Below are 15,543 nucleotides of genomic sequence, written 5' to 3' on the forward strand. Positions count from 1 at the left end.
TGTCGCGCGGCCGAGCGTCGCGCTTTTCTCCCCTTACTCCAGGAGCACACCATGAACGAAGACAAGATCAAGGGTCAATGGAAGCAGCTGACCGGCAAGCTGAAGGCCAAGTGGGGCAAGCTGACCGACGACGATCTCGCGGTCGCCGAAGGCAACCGCGAGTATCTGACCGGCCGGATCCAGGAACGTTACGGGATCGCGCGCGACGAAGCCGAGAAGCAGTTGAAGGAATTCGATCGCGAGCTTTGACGCGCCGGTCGTCTCACCCCGCCGCGATGCGTCCTGCGTCGCGGCTACGCGGAGGACCACGACATGGGCAAATATCTGATCGCATGGCTGCTCGGCGTACCGCTCGGCGTGCTGGTGCTGTTCTATCTGGTCACGCACCTGTTCTGACGATCGCGGCGCCCATCCAATGCAAACGGGCCGGCGGCTGTCATCAGCCGCCGGCCCGTTCGTCTGCATGCGTCGCGCTTACTTCGCCGCGTTCGCCGTCATCTTGAAGATGCCTTGCGCGTTGCCCGCGTCGAAACGCAGGTCCGTCACCCAGCGGCGCGCCGCCTGGTCGAACGTGCGGCGGCGCGTGATGAATTCGTAGAACGAGCCGGGCACGTTGCGCTTCACGGTCCCGCCGTCGCGCGTGCGGAATTCGCGCTCGACGATGTCCGCGCGATACGCGGTCTGGAACACGCGGCCCGAACGCGAGCGCTCGACTTCCGGCTTCATCGGCCGGCCTTTCGCCTTCTCGTCGTCGGACAGCTTGAACACGTCGGTCACGCGATCGGTCGCGTGGTTGAACGCGTTGCCTTCGGTCGCGATCCACGCCATCTCGGCCGATTCGAGCAGCAGCGTCTCGTAATCGAGTTCGCTCGGCAGGTCGTGCTGGCGCGCGAACGCGCCGACGATCTCCGGCAGCAGCGCATGCGCGGCGTCGAGCGGCAGCCAGCCTTCGCGCTCGATCTCCCACAGCAACGCGACGGCCGCCGGCGACAGCGGATCGCGCGACGAGCTCACGACGTTCGTCACGGCCTGCTGGAATTCCCGGGAGAAGCGCTCCGGATGCAGTTCGCTGACGAAGAACTGCGCGATCTCGTCCGGCGCGTCCTCATGCGCATATGCGCGGCCGGTCATGCCGAGCTTGTCGAGCGGATAACGGCCGTTCAGGCGGAAGCCGAGCGGACGCAGGATGCGCGTGAACGCGGCTTCGCCCGGCGGCAGCGCGCCCGTGTGCGGCCAGCGCACCGTGCGCAGCGCGCCGTGGTCGAAGTAGACCGAGCCGCCGTTTTCGATCGCGTCGGCCGTGTATGCGCGGCCGTTCGCCGAACGTTCGAGCAGCCCTTCGAACAGCGCCATGTTCATCGCCTGCGCGATTTCCGCGCGCGTGACGACGTCGGTTTCCCATTCGTCGAGGATGGCCGGCATGTTCAGGGTCGCGAACAGGGCGTCGGTCTTCGCCTGTCCCAGCAGCTTCGTCAGCAGGCTCTCGATATTCGGATTGCGCATCAGGATTCTCGTGTTCGGGGGACCGCCGGCAAGCGTGCCGGCAACTCGAATGGCCGGCCGCCCAGCGGGCGCCTGGCCTTGCGTGGGATGCATTATTCAAAGGGTTGCAGCGGGGCGTAAAGCGAGATTAAATTGACACGTGATGAGTTTTTGGAATTATCGGCCGTCTCCGCATTCGCCCTCCGGCCCGCTGCGGGCGGGTCCGTTCGTCAGACAAAACGAGCATCATGCGCAAATTCAAGATCCCCAACATGGGTGCGCTCGTGGCTTTCGAAGCCGCCGCGCGCCACGAAAGCTTCACGCACGCGGCCAAGGAGCTGTTCCTGACCGAAAGCGCGGTATCGCGGCAGATCGCGACGCTCGAGGCGAGCCTCGGCGTGCGGCTGTTCGCGCGCGTGAAGCAGCGCGTCGTGCTGACGCGCGCCGGCAAGCTGTACGGCACGCAGGTGCGGCGCGCGCTGGAGGCGCTCGATCGCGACACGCTGTCGATCATCGCGCACGGCAGCGGCGGCGGCTACCTGGAGCTCGCGGTGCTGCCGACCTTCGCGTCGCACTGGCTGATCCCGCGCATCAAGAGTTTCTACGACCGCACGCCGGACGTGCGCGTGAACATGGGCAGCCGCACCGACCTGTTCTCGTTCGAGGACACGCACTTCGAGGCCGCGATCCACTACGGCAAGCCGACCTGGCCCGGCACGTCGTCCGACTACCTGTTCGGCGAGGAAGTCGTGCCGATCTGCTCGCCCGCGCTGCTCGACGGGCCGGTCGAGCGCGTGGAGGATCTGCTCGCGTATCCGCTGCTGCACTCGACCACGCGTCCCGGCGCTTGGGCGCAGTGGTTCGAGACGCATGGCGTCGAGGACATCCGCACGATGCAGGGCGTGCGCTACGAGCTGCACACGATGCTGATCAGCGCGGCCGCGGCCGGCCTCGGGATCGCGCTGGTGCCGAAGTTCTTCGTCGAGGAGCAGTTGCAGCAGCTCGGCCTCGTCGTGCCGTGCGACGCGGCGACGGTCGGCGATTCGGCGTACTACCTCGTGTATCCGACGGAGTTCAGTCACAGCAAGCCGCTGGAATCGTTCCGTGCGTGGTTGCTGGAGCAGGCGAGCGCGTATGCGGCGCCGGGGCGGGAGGGGGAGGATGTCGGCGACGCGGAGGATGACGAGGACGTAGAGTAGCGAAACAGGGACGGTGTAGCGCCGCTCCCGATCCTGTCGGTGGCACGAGCGCAGCCCACGCATCGCGATCGGGCAACGCGCAGGCGGCGCTAATTGCGCCGCCTGCCCTGATTGGAAAAAACGATCGGTCCAGCACGCTACGCGTGGTCCGGTAGCCGGTTTGCCAATGCACTGTCTTCTGCAAACCCTACGCCAGAACCATCTCCATCAATTGCAGGGATTCAATTTTACGGTGCCGCGTCTTCACAGAGTGGCGCATGCTTCACGCCGATCGATTCTGTCCGAACGCGATCGTCTTCGACAATCAGCCTGCGAATCTCGAGTCGAAGGTAACCGGACGGATGAATAGCAAAAGCTTCGTAGTCTTTGCCTGCCTGCGGCACGAACGTGCCGGCGGCGTGTTCTCGTGGCGTCGAAAACACCACGCCTCCGGTCTGCGACGTTCCTCCGGTATCAAGCGTGATCGTCAACGGCTCGTTGGCCTTAACCACGTATTCGTCGTAGTAGCGGTAAGCATCTTCCGGGACCGGCATGCCGATTGTCGTGTTGGCGAGATTAAGCAGGCGCGGTTTGGCAACAGCCGTGCCGCGACTCGCGAAATCAAAAGCGTGTTTCTTCGGTTCGCACGATGTGTTGAAGTAAAAATGGGTATCGGTGCCAAAGTAGACACGAATGCGTGCATCGTTGGCGGGATCGTAGGCAACGCTCTGCGCGCTGTGCGATGCGCAGCCTGCGAATAAAACGCAAAGGCCAAGTACCGATAGTGCGTTTCGAAGCATGACGGATTCCCTATACGGCGATCTTAGAATTGCGACGTGAGTTGAAATCCCACCGTGACGCGCGCGGTTGGGAAGCCGGACGGCTTGTAGACCGGTGTGCCGGCGAACAAGTCGTACCCGTATGCGCCGAAGCGCGTGCCGATACTCCCCTTGACGCCGATCACTGCACCTGCCAACTGCGTACCGACGAGCGCGACCGGCTGTGGTCCCCACACGCGGCCATAGTCCATCCCCACATACACGGCCTGCCCCGTCTGGCCGATCGGCATTTGCAGCTCGTTACGCCAGTACAGGCCACGCGCTGCCGCCAACATCGTTTCGCCGTCGAAGCCGCGCACGGTGTATCGGCTGCCGATGGTCAAGTCATCGATGTAGTACAGCGTGTTCCCCGTGTACTGACCGTGAACGCTCGTCACGTAGCGGAATGGCTGCTTGGCGATCGCGAACGGCACCGACAGGTTCGCATCCAGCACCGCCATTCTGTAGCGGTAGGTTGGGCCGCCGCCGGCCGCGAGTATGTCGTCCCGTGCGCCGAGACCGCCGACGCCCTGACGATACGCGAGCGTGCCGTCGAACTGCGCGCCGTCGAAGTAGTGGCGATCGGTCAGGCCAAGTTCGATAACCGTGTTGTTGCGACGCTGCTGCGTGATTTCAGTGTCTTCAATGAAGCTTTCCCCGAAACGGCGCGACAGTCGGACGTACCCACCGAGCACGTCGTTCTGGCTGCGCGCCAGCACACGGGCCAGTTTGAAATCCAGCGTCTTCGAATTGCCGCTCGCAACGAACGTCTGGTTCACGCCGGCAATCTGTTGATAGTAGGTGTTCGTGTACGCCGCAATCGTGGCGGTCCAGTAGCCCCACGGAATCGAATAGAAACCGTTCCAACCATGCGACCCAAGGCGCTTGTCGCCGAATTCGAGGTCTTGACTCACGCCGACATTGAGAATGTCGTTCAAGCCAAGCGGGTTATCGATACCGACTGACAGATTACCCTGCAGTTTGCCCGTTGCGCGTGTGCCTGAATTGTCGATCGATGCGACGACGGTCCACGCCTTACCGCGCTTCACGTCCAGCACAACGTCGCTTTCTCCCGGCTTGTCAGCGGGAACGATTTGCATCGACACGTCCTGACTGGTGACGCGCTTCATTTGCTCCAGACCTTGCTCAAGGTCGCGCAAGTTCAGCACTTCGCCGTCGCCGGTCGGGAATGCGGTCTTCCAGGTGCCGCGCAGTTTCTCGTCAGCGAAACGGACGTGTCGAATCACGCCCGGAATCAGTGCGAGCTTCAGCGTGCCGGTTGCCAAATCCTGTTCCGGCAGCAACACGCGCGTTGTGATGTAGCCGCGCGCCAAGATTTCCCGAGACAACGCCTTGACGATCGTATCGACGCCTTGCTTGCCGACACACTGGCCGGCGTAGTGGCCGAGCCATTCGCGCGCGAAGGCGAAGCGATCCATCGGCAGTGCGGAAGCGCCGGCCGACTTCGCGGCATCGGGCAGCGAATCCGGTACGTCAAGCGCAAAGCGGTCGATACGGAAACACGGCTGTTCGTTCGGCAGCGGCGCATAGGTTTCGGCGTGCGGCACGTCCGATCGGACGGAAGGGGCGCGCACGGTCGCGTCACGTTGCTGCGCGTCGCGTTGTTGCTGTGCCTGCCGGTCCTGTTCCGCGTTCGCACGTGCGGCGGCAGCCCGATCTTCAGGCGCGGGGGCCTGCTGTGCGTGTACCCCGAGCGACACGGAGGCAATGAATGGCACAGCCGCCAGCCGTCTAAAGTTTTTCATTTTTCAAAACCATAAACCAACGCAACTTAAACGTAGTCCTCAAACTCCCACTCCATTACGCGGGAAATCTTTTCAGCCAATCCAGGCCAATCTTTTTCATCAATCGACGAAACAAATTCCCCAACATAGTCAATAATTTCCTGCGGCCTGTAACCATTATTCACCACCAGAATATGCCGCCCCCACGACATATTACCGACATTCAACTTCAACCAATCTGGCGTGCACACTTTAATTCTAAATAAATCACCACCCACGCCACCAATTCGCCCGATAGTGAAGGTCATCCATAGGCAAAATGAATTGGGATATTCTGGAGTATATTCAAATACACCAATTTCCGATCCCAGGTCTACCGATTTAATTTCCGCTTTCATTGATGTATATTCAAATGACCATTGCTGATCATCCGTCCATTCTGGAATTGCTGAAAGTTCGCCTGTGTGCCTGTAACCGCGAAGGAACTATCCTTTGCTTGTGGAGGCCTGTAGGTGCGAGTCCCGTCTGCACTAACTAAGCCGCCGGGAACATCTGTCATAGGGCGAGCCCCATCACCAACCCAAATTTTACCGAGTCTGTCCGCATCAGCGGCGGTTCCCGTACCAATCGAGAAATTCCGATTACCAGTGCCATCCCCATTTATTGCCTTGGCCAATCGCGCATCTTGGGCAGAGATGGCATTCAGATTATCTTGGGTTAGCTGATCGCGAAGACCTTGTACCGTGGTTGCATCTGCCTGATCGCCAGAAGTACGATAGCCGGTACGGCTGCCGCTGGTGCTCGGCAATTGCGGCCCCGACGTCCTCCCTCCCCTAATTGGCGAATCCCCCCCGCCACTGAACATCATTGATGCGAGCGCCGCTTGCATTGCTTGCTTACTACCGATGACCTCTTGAGGTGTCATCAGATTTTCAACTGATGCACGTTGAATAACCTCCATCCAGAGAGCGCTAAGATTCAACGCCTCCTGATTCGACAGATTCCCTTGTGCCTCCAGTGCATTCAGTGCAGCAATCTGTGCGTCGACGTCCGCTCGCGTGAGCGCTCCACGCGGCTTTCTCAAAGCGTCCGCGACGCTTGTCGCGACTTTCTGCACGCGCGGCGTCGTGCCTTTCACGAAGTTCGTCGCGTTGTTCTCGGTCTCGATCAAAGCAGCGGCCGAAGTCGCTGCGGCGTCGCCGCCCAAAGCAGCGGTCGCGCCGGCCACGATCGACTCAACGAGCCGCTCGCGCTGAAGCTTTTCGTTGTCGGTAAGCGTCGACGACTGCGTACCGTTCAGACTATTCAGCAGGTTGTTCAGGACCACACTCGCAGCCGCGCCAGCCGCACCCGCGCCACAGCTTCTACCCCCTGCGGCTGCCCCGGCACATCCGACAAGACCTTGCAACGCCGCGCGGGCCGTTTCGCTATCAAGTGCGTCAGCAATACTTTTTACTTGTTCGGTCGCAAGGCTCTGGAAATAGTACGCAGCTGCGCTCTGCACCATAGCACCAGCCGAACCCGTAACGCTGCCGCCAGCTGCCATCGTGATAGCCGTCAATACTCTGCGTCCGGTCCCGCCCTCCAGCCACGTTGAATCATCCTGGAGTGTCTGCGTCAACTGCGCAATCTTTGCCGCGTCTTGCTGGTCTGCTGGTTTAGCCTTTTCTGCATCCAATGCCTTTTGCGCAGCGTCCGCTTCGGCCGCGCGGTTCTGGATAAACGTTCCGGCTTCGTTGATGAAGTGGCTCGTAATATCGAATCCGGCTTCAATCTTGTCCTTATCGAAAATCGGTGCCAGCGCGCCACCCGTGTTCGACGTATCGCGATTGACGCTTGCGACCGTTTCATCGGCCGTCTTGCCGGTCAATTCCTGTTGCTTGGCGCTATCGGTAACCGTGAGCGATCCGCCGCTAATGCCGCTACGCGTAGTGGAACTTGCGTCGCCGGAAGCGCCGAGGGCGACAGGGGGCTGGACGCTCAAACCCCCGGTGCCATAGCCGGCGGAAAGCCCAACCTGCGACGCGTCGTAAGATGCATGATTCTCGATATCGCTCGTCGTCAGCGTCGCCGTCGTCAGGCTGTTCACGCCATTTTGTACGGCCTTGTCGCTACTCGCGATCACGCCGCCCTTGAGGTCGGTATTGCCCTTGACGTTGACCTGGAATCCACCGTCACCCGCCTTGATACCCGATTGCTCCGCCACAGCGGCGTAGTCGCTGTGCATCTTGTCTTGGCTGAAATTCGCCGACGCACTTGATGTGCCGTAGCAGATCGGCGGGACACACACGCTGATCGACACGCCCGCGCTCTGTTGCTTCGAATCGTATTTACTCAGGTCTTGCAGGCTCTGGACGTTCAGGTTTCCGCCCACATCGGCCACGACTTGCTTGCCGGACGCGACAGCGCCAATAAGGTTCGTATCACCGCCGGATTCTACCGTCAGCGTGTTACCCGCCGTGACGTGCGTATTCGTGTACGTCGTATCGCTGCCGTTGCCATTTCCTTTATTACCCGATACGCCGAGTTGGAAGGACAAACCGGTTTGCTGGCCGACGCCGAGGGTCACGCCGATACCCGCACTCGATCCGCTGTTTTTACTGTTCTGACTGTCCGTGTTCTGGGCGGCCTCAAGACTAATCTTGCCGTCCGCCTTCAGCGTAGCATCGTTGCCGGCGCTGATCGTGCTACCTATCACGTCGATATTGCTATTTGCACCTGCGCCTGTTGCCGTGATTGACACGTTATGACCGGCTGCAACGGTGCTGCCGACAGCTGTACTGTGTGACTCGGATGAACTACTGTTGCTATGGCTTGTACCAAGCGACACGCTGACGCCGAGATTGCCAACCCCCGAACCGCCCCCGGTCTGATCGAACGCATTCTTTGCTGCCAATCCAGTCGTCGCCGCCGCCAGCGCATCGAGACGTGCATCGCCCTTCGTGCGCTGAACGTCCTTCGACATCTGGATGCCCGTTTGGACAGCCGTAACAATCGTGCCACTCAGACCGGCGGTAATGCCCGTTTGGCTAAACGACTGCTGTTCGTTTTGTGTTCCAGTGTCCTGCGCCGCGTCGATTTTCACGGTCTTACCGTCAAGCTTCAGATCGTTTCCGGCGTGCAATGTGCTACCGGTCACGTGCAAATCGTTGCCGGACGAAATCGAAAGGTTGCCGTTCAACGAGCCAACCATACTTCCGACGTTCGTCACGCTCGTCGCCTGCTGCGCATCTGTGATCTTGCGCACACCAATCGAATAACCCTGCAAACCACCGTCGAGCTGGTTCAACGGATTCAGGCCCGAGAGGAAACCGTAGTCGCGTTTCTCGTAGTAGCTCTGTGCGTTCTGCGTGTCCTGCGAAGTCTTGATGATCACGTTGCCCGTCGCGTCGAGCTTCACATCATTCGTGCCGACGACGTTGCTACCTTGAATGGTCAGGTCCTTACCTGCATGCATCTGGACCGTATCCCCGGACAGGGTACTGCCGACACCGATATTGGTTTGCGTGTTTTGCATTCCATCGGTTGTCGAACCACTTACAAAACTGCCGCGCTTCGTCTGCACGTCGCGAAAACTGTCGTGCTCCTCGCGACCTTCGTTCATCGTGACATTGCCGGTCGCGTTGACCGTCACGCCGCCGGGTGTGAGTTCATTTGTTCCAGACGTGACTGTCGAACCGGTCAGCGCGACGTTGCCCTTGGTTGCATCGTTGATATTGATCGCCGCAAGCCCGGCATCGTGCCCGGCCGAGAAGGTTGTGCCCACCGCAGTCTGGTCGTAGGTGTGGTCGACCTCCTTACGGGCACGGCCATCGACAGCAACGTTGTTCAACTGGTGTTGGTCGGTGACCGTCGTCGCCGTCAGGTTCCCGCCGGCCGATACCTGCAAATCGTTGCCAGCCGATACGGTTGCGCCCTTGAACGTTGCGTCGTTCGCGCTGATCATTGTCAGGTTGTTACCTGCATTGACGCCACTAACTACGTTCGTCGTCGTGGATTCTTCCCAATGTCGCTGATCATTCAGGTGCATCGATTGGTTCGTGGTCGACTGAACTGTATCGACATTGATATCACGCCCCGCCGTTACGAATGCATCCGTGCCGGCCGACACATTCGCACCGTGAATCGTCAAATCGCGGCCGGCATCCAAGGTGAGTGCGCCGGTCGATGCGATAGTGCCTTGTTGACCGAGAAGGGTCTGACTAACCTTGCTAACGCCGGATGTAGCGTTCACGCCAGTAGCGTCTACCAGCGTCGTGTTGACGATATCCCGGCCGGCGCTGACGGCGACGCGATTGCCGGTGATCATCCCCGATGCGTTCACTACGTCATTAGTCGCCGATACGACCGTCGTGCCGTTCGTAGCGCTGCTCGAAATCGTGCCGCCGCGATTCAGGATATCGGTCGCCGTGAGGACCGTCTTCGTACCGCCCTTGATGACACCCGTATTCGTGGTGGTGCCCGTCGTATGAATTTCAACGTCATCGGCCGCGATCAAGGCACCGGTCGGTTGCAGGTCGTTCGCATGCGTTTGTGCCATGTAGACAACTGGGGCCAACACGTGCGTCGTGCTGCCATCGGGCAGGGTTACGGTCTGGTCAACGAGCCACACGATATCGCTCGTCAGCGCATCCATTTGCGCGGCACTCAGCGCCATACCCGGCACCAAGCCGAAGTCCTTCGCGTAGTTCACCCCGTTCGTCATCAACGCGCGATACTCGTCTTCGGCGTTCGCGTAGCCCGGAAGGAAAGTGCGGCCCGTCAACTGCGTGATCTGGTTGCGCACCATCTGTTGTTCATACATGCCGTCGCCCAAACGCTTCTCGATGCTCGCGGGGTTCAGGTTCAACTGGCCGAGCATGTAGTCGCTCGAAATGAAATTCGTGTAGCTGGTCAACCGCGGATCGGTGACGATCAAATAGGGCTGTCCCGGTGCGGGATGAATGGAGTACATGCCGCTGGTCGGCAACGTGATCGACAGTGCACCGGTTGCGCCCGCGACCGATTGCAGTGCGGGAACGGTCGTCGATCCGCTGGCCGCACCGACCTTGTTCAACGTGCTACCGGGCACGCCCTGATTGGCCGAATTGTTGCCGAGCGTGCCACCCGTCGCACCGGTTGCCGAATTCTGCGCGGCGACGTTCTGGTTATTGACGCTCTGGCCGGTGATCGACACCGACTGATTCGCGATGATCGTGCCACCCGTGCCGCCGATTGCAACCGGTGTATGGACAACGGTCGGCTCAACGATCGTGCCGCGATCCTGTGTCGTGTCCTCGTTCCACGCATACATCGATACGATGTTGTCGGTCTGGTACTGATACAGCGTCCGACCGACGTTGTTCACGACCGTGCCGCCATAACTGCCGCTACCGACAGAACCGTTCTGCTGCGTGCTGCCGATTTGAATCGACTTGCCGGCCGTGATGGCGCTGTAGTCGTTATTGATCGTGCCGACGTTCGCCATCGTGATACTGCCGCCCGCGACGAGCTGCGCCTGCTGCGCCTGGCTCGTTACCATGTCTTGCTGGGTCGTGGACGTGGTATCACGCCAGATTTCGACACGCTGATAGCCGTTGTGGCCGTCGCTACGCGTCGTGTATTCCGTATCCGGGACGTAGTTGATGTGCGGGTCGTAGGCGTCCCAATAGTTGACCGTCACCGACCCGTCTGCGTTGGTCGTCAGCGTGTTGTAGTAAATCGTCTGCTGCTTGCCGTTAACGTTCACGACCAGCACCTTGTCGGTCGCATTCGGTCCGGACGATTCCGATACAACTTGCGAAGGGCTATAGCTCGAAGTGAGCGCCGTCTTATAGCCGTTCACCCACATTGCCTGCGAGCAGCCGCCGTTCGGGTCCGCATTCATCGTCGCGCACACGATGTATTTCTGGCGCTTGGTTTGGTGCGAGGTGGTCGTCCCGGTCGTTACAGTCGTGACGATGGGCGCGGGGCGTGTGTTGGTGAACGTACCGGCCGCGAGTTCAACGTTACCCTGCGCTTCGATCGTGGACTGATCGTTCAGCACGTTCTGCGTACGGTTCGCGAGCAAGCCATTCGCATCGCGCTGACCGTTTGCCGCGATATTGATATCGCCGACGCTGAACAGGTTCGCGCCGCCCGTATTCGACAATTGATTCGTCGCGTACAGGTTCAATTGATTGGCAGCGGCAAAGACAGCGGCGGCCCCGGTGTTGGTGATCGTGTTGGCGTTCGCCGTGACGTTGGTACCGATCACGGTCCCCGTGTTGTTCAACGTCGCGCTATTGGTCGTAACCGTATCGCCTTCAATCCGGCCCGCGTTGTCGATCGTGCCGCCATTCGCGTTGACCGTCGTGTTCGCGGAATTCAAATCCGCGCCGCTCTGATTGTCGACGTTCGCCGCGCTCACCGTAAGCGCGCCGTTGGCATCGAGCACGCCCTGGTTCGTCAGCTTGCCTGACGTGGTCAAATTCAGGTTGCCGTTCGCGTGCAGCCTGTTCGCAGCCGTCTGCGTGTAGTCGCTCCCGAGCGTGATCGAGCCGTTACGACCCGCGACGATGGAACCGTCACCCGACAGCGTGCCGGTGTTCAGCGTCAGGTCTTGATCGCTACCGATCGCGCCGCCCTGATTCGACAGCGCACCGGTCTGAATCGATACGCTGCCGCCACTGCCGGCGTCATTGCCGATCTTGCCGGACGTGTCGTCAATCGATGCAGCAGTCAATGACAGCGCGCCGTTTGCCCGCACTGATCCGTTTTGGTTTGAGAGCGCCGCGTTTGCACCATTGAACGTCAAGTTGTTCGCGGCCGACAGCACGCCGCCGGAATTGTTTGCGTTGGTGCCAACGTTCAACGTCAGGTCGTGGCCGGCCAGCGTCTGACCACCTTGCGCGTTGGTGAGCGTTTGCGCGGTCAGCGTCACATCGCCGTTGCCGCCGATCGTGCCGGCACCGGCTTTACCGGACGCGTCGGTGTTCGTGATCGACGTACCGCCGTCGATCGTCGTCGCGCCCGTGCCGATATTTGCAATTCGCCCGTCACTATTGTCGATGCTCGATCCGGACAGTTGGAGCGTCGCGGTTGCGCCGTTCGCCTCGATTTGGCCGCCGTTATTGAGCACCGCACCTTGCGCCGCAACCTTGAGGTTGCCGTTCGCTTGAATCAGGCCGGCCGAATTGGCGAGCTGGCCGTTCGATTGCACGGACAGCGACTGTGCCGCCAGCAACGAACCGTTCGAATTGTCGACCGTGCCGCCCGAAACCGACACGTCACCGTTTCCGCCGATCGTGCCGCCTGCAGTGTTCGTCAGTGCGTTCGTCGTCGTGACGGACAACGCATCCGTGCCGAGCGCTTTAACGGCACCACCGTCGTTCGCCAAGCTGTCGGCCGAGACCGTCAACGCGTGGTTCGACTCGATGGAACCCGTTTTGTTGTTGATCGCGCCTTGCGATTGGATCGTGACGCTATCGGCGCCGATGTAACCGGACGCGCTGTTGTCGAGCGATTGAACGCCGAGCGTAGCCTGCCGCTGCGCTGACAACGTACCTGCTTGGTTCGAGACAGCGGCGGCGGTCAGCGCGAGCGCGCCATTGGTCGCGATCGATCCGCCGTTATTCGACAATGCGCCGGTCCCGATGGTCAACGTACCACTGCCGGCGTGCGCGATTTTGCCGTGGTCGTTAATCAGCGTCGCGGGCGTGAGGCTGAAATCGGCGCTGTTGGTCTGCACGGTGCCCGAATTATTGTCGAGCGTGCCAGAAACGGCGATGTTGATCGGGTTCGTGCCGGTCTGCGTGATCACGCCGGAGCGGTTCGCGAGGTCGGTTGCCGACAGCGACAACTGACTGCCCTGAATCGAACCCGAACTGTTGTCCAGATTGGTTGCGCGAACGTTTGCCAACGCGCCAGCAGAAATGCTGCCGGCTGCGTTAGCCAGGTGCGCGCCGGCATCGATCGATGCATTCTGACCGGCCGTCAGCGAACCGCTATCGTTGTCGATTGACTGCGCACCGACGGTCAAATCGGTCGCGGCGCTGATCGATCCTTGGTTTGCGATGCTGCCGGCCTGAACCGTAACGGCACCCTCGCCACCGATCACGCCGCCTTGCGCGCCGTTCGCGGTCGTGCCCGCTGCGTTCGACAGTTGGCCGCTCGTCGTGATGGACAGACCATCGCTGTTCAGGGACGTGACGCGTCCTGCGGAATTCTGCAGCGAAGCGCCGACCACCTTCATCTGGCCGGCGCTCTGGATGATCCCTTGCTGATTGTCGATCGCGCCGCCTTCCACGTCGGCGGTGTTCTGCGACACCAGCGTGCCGGCCCGATTCGAAATCGCGCCGGACGTATGAACGGACAGCGGCCCTTGCGCCGACACCGTGCCGCCTTGGTTCGACATACTGCCCGCCGTCAGCGTGGCACCGCTTTGACTCGACAGGCTGCCGTGGTTGTTGACGATCGCGCCCGCTGCGGTCGCGCTCAATGCGCCCTGTGCGCTGGTCGTCGCATTCGACAGATTGATATCGCCCGCCGTCGCGTTCACATCCAGCGTGCCGTTCGTCGCCGTCTTGCTGCCGGCCAGATTGACGCCGTAGCCGCGCAAGGTCGTGTTACCGCCCGCGATGTTTTGGCCGGTCGCGGTCAATTGGCCCGTCGTCGTCACTTGCAGGTCACCGGCTTGTGTGACCGCGCCGTTGCTGTCGACACCCGCGCCGATTGCGCCCGTCGAATTCAGCGAGCCGGCATTGATGCCGACGTTGTGTTGGGCGGCGAGCGTGCCGGTATTCGTCATGTCCGCGCCGGTAGTCATCGACACGGATTGCTGGCTGTAAGTCGTGCCGTTATTGTCGATGCCGCCGTCGGCCGTCACCGCGACGTTGCCAAGCGCGCTGATCTTGCCGGACTGCACCAAGCGTCCGTCGGTCGTGAGTGTCATACCGGCCGCGTCCGCCGAAAGCGTGCCCGCATTCTGGACACCGACAGCGCTCCCCGAACTCACCAGAAAGATGCGATTGGCATACATACCGCCGAGCTGACCCACATCGATCGCAACCGCCGGGGCAGCGCCGTCGCCCTGAATCGCCGTCGCCGCGAGCGTGTCGTGATTAACTTGATTCGAACCGGCGATTACGTTCAGATTTTTGGCATAAATGGCCGCATTCGCCTGAACCGCACGCGCGATGATGTCGACCTGATCGATATTTGCAGCATTCAAGCCGGACCCGGATACCGTGACGAGCCCGCGATTGACGTTGAACCCGGCCACCGAGCCGTCCGCGCCGTAATACGGCACGCCAGTTGTCAGAACAGCGCGCGACGTATTAATGAAGCCGCCACCGTCGATTTGCAACCCAGCCGGGTTGCTGATGATCAGTTCGGCTTTTTGCCCTGCGATCTCAACGAAACCGCGAATCGAACTTGGATTATTGCTGTTGACTTGATTAACGATGATCCGCGCAGCGTCGTTCGGCCCGAAATTCGGGTTTCCGTTGATCATGCCAGCTTGCTGCGTATTAACAATAGTGGGCGAATTATTCAATATCGCGCCGGATTTTGAAACGTCGAACTGGTTATACGTATTTAACGATACGCCAGCATTTCCGGGCTTATTAATGTTGACTTGCGGTAAGCCGTTTTGCGTCTGGATCACCGACGGTGCGTGCGCACCGCCGCCGACAATCTGCGCATTCGCCCATATGGGCGTCGCGCCGGCTGCGACCAGTACCGCAAATGCGGCTTGACGCAGCGCAAATCGTGCAAACACATGCGCTATCCGAGTTGCTGACGCGACCTCGCCTCGGCGGGCGTTGCCGGACGCGCTAGCGGTTTCTGCAACGGCAATCAGCATGCCCCGGACGCGACTGAATACCAGTCGGTAGTTATTTTTGTTCATGGTTCTGGTCTACTCGCAACTCGCGCCACGGCGCACTACGGATCAACGGACCATCACATTGTCTCGCGGAAGTTGCCTCTCACCTTCTCGATGTGAGTTAAAGAGTGTCAAATTGTGGTGGCAGCGAGACGTTTGTTAAGCAGACCTGTCAATTTAAACAGGCCAAATCGCAATATCTCGAAAATATCTAGACCATCTCAATTCCCACTTGCCCTGATCGAAACGCGAAAATCCGCACAACAATCGCTGACCAGGTATCAATCTTGTCGGTACTGGCATCACTCTGTTTGAACCGCACGGAGAATCGCGCGCTGTACGGTCGGGCGACTGATGAAGCTGCAAGGCTTTCGAGGTGCGCGGCGAGCGAGTCCACCCGACGACCTCCGAGATGTCCGCACCGCGTCCGTCGGACCGGGCAGTCTGCAATTCGGGGCCGAGGGGCTCACTCAGCT

The 15,543-nt window shown here is 60.5% G+C and carries 7 protein-coding genes; 2 read left to right on the forward strand and 5 right to left on the reverse strand.

Annotation, left to right across the window (positions count from 1 at the left end; translation table 11 throughout):
* Positions 1–51 precede the first annotated feature (51 nt).
* Positions 52–249 (forward strand): CsbD family protein, encoded by a 198-nt coding sequence (locus WS46_RS09945; protein ID WP_059532275.1) that lies wholly within the window; start codon positions 52–54, stop codon positions 247–249.
* A gap of 225 nt (positions 250–474) precedes the next feature.
* Here the strand turns inward: WS46_RS09945 and WS46_RS09950 are convergent, their stop codons facing one another.
* Positions 475–1,503, reverse strand: a complete 1,029-nt coding sequence (locus WS46_RS09950) for a DUF1338 domain-containing protein (protein WP_059690385.1) — start codon at positions 1,501–1,503, stop codon at positions 475–477.
* Between the two features lie 227 nt (positions 1,504–1,730).
* Between WS46_RS09950 and WS46_RS09955 the strand changes: the two genes are divergently transcribed.
* Positions 1,731–2,681, forward strand: a complete 951-nt coding sequence (locus WS46_RS09955) for a LysR family transcriptional regulator (protein WP_059690386.1) — start codon at positions 1,731–1,733, stop codon at positions 2,679–2,681.
* A 227-nt stretch (positions 2,682–2,908) separates the two neighbouring features.
* On the opposite strand, the gene WS46_RS09960 is transcribed toward WS46_RS09955, so the two are convergent.
* The 4 genes from WS46_RS09960 to WS46_RS09970 are packed head-to-tail and all read right to left on the reverse strand — an operon-like array spanning position 2,909 to position 15,091.
* The gene (locus WS46_RS09960) at positions 2,909–3,460 is read right to left on the reverse strand and encodes a hypothetical protein (protein WP_059690387.1); all 552 of its coding nucleotides are present in this window, start codon (positions 3,458–3,460) and stop codon (positions 2,909–2,911) included.
* Positions 3,461–3,483: 23 nt separating this feature from the next.
* The gene (locus tag WS46_RS09965; RefSeq protein ID WP_059690388.1) at positions 3,484–5,244 is read right to left on the reverse strand and encodes a ShlB/FhaC/HecB family hemolysin secretion/activation protein; all 1,761 of its coding nucleotides are present in this window, start codon (positions 5,242–5,244) and stop codon (positions 3,484–3,486) included.
* A 26-nt stretch (positions 5,245–5,270) separates the two neighbouring features.
* A complete protein-coding gene (locus tag WS46_RS33640; RefSeq protein ID WP_082725293.1) occupies positions 5,271–5,621 on the reverse strand; it encodes an Imm8 family immunity protein in 351 nt (116 codons plus the stop codon).
* Entirely contained in the window at positions 5,618–15,091 is a 9,474-nt protein-coding gene (locus WS46_RS09970) for a hemagglutinin repeat-containing protein (RefSeq protein ID WP_059690389.1), read from the reverse strand. The genes WS46_RS33640 and WS46_RS09970 overlap by 4 nt, the downstream gene beginning before the upstream one ends.
* Positions 15,092–15,543: the final 452 nt, after the last annotated feature.

Source organism: Burkholderia sp. RF4-BP95 (genome assembly GCF_001521985.1).
Lineage (GTDB): Bacteria > Pseudomonadota > Gammaproteobacteria > Burkholderiales > Burkholderiaceae > Burkholderia > Burkholderia diffusa.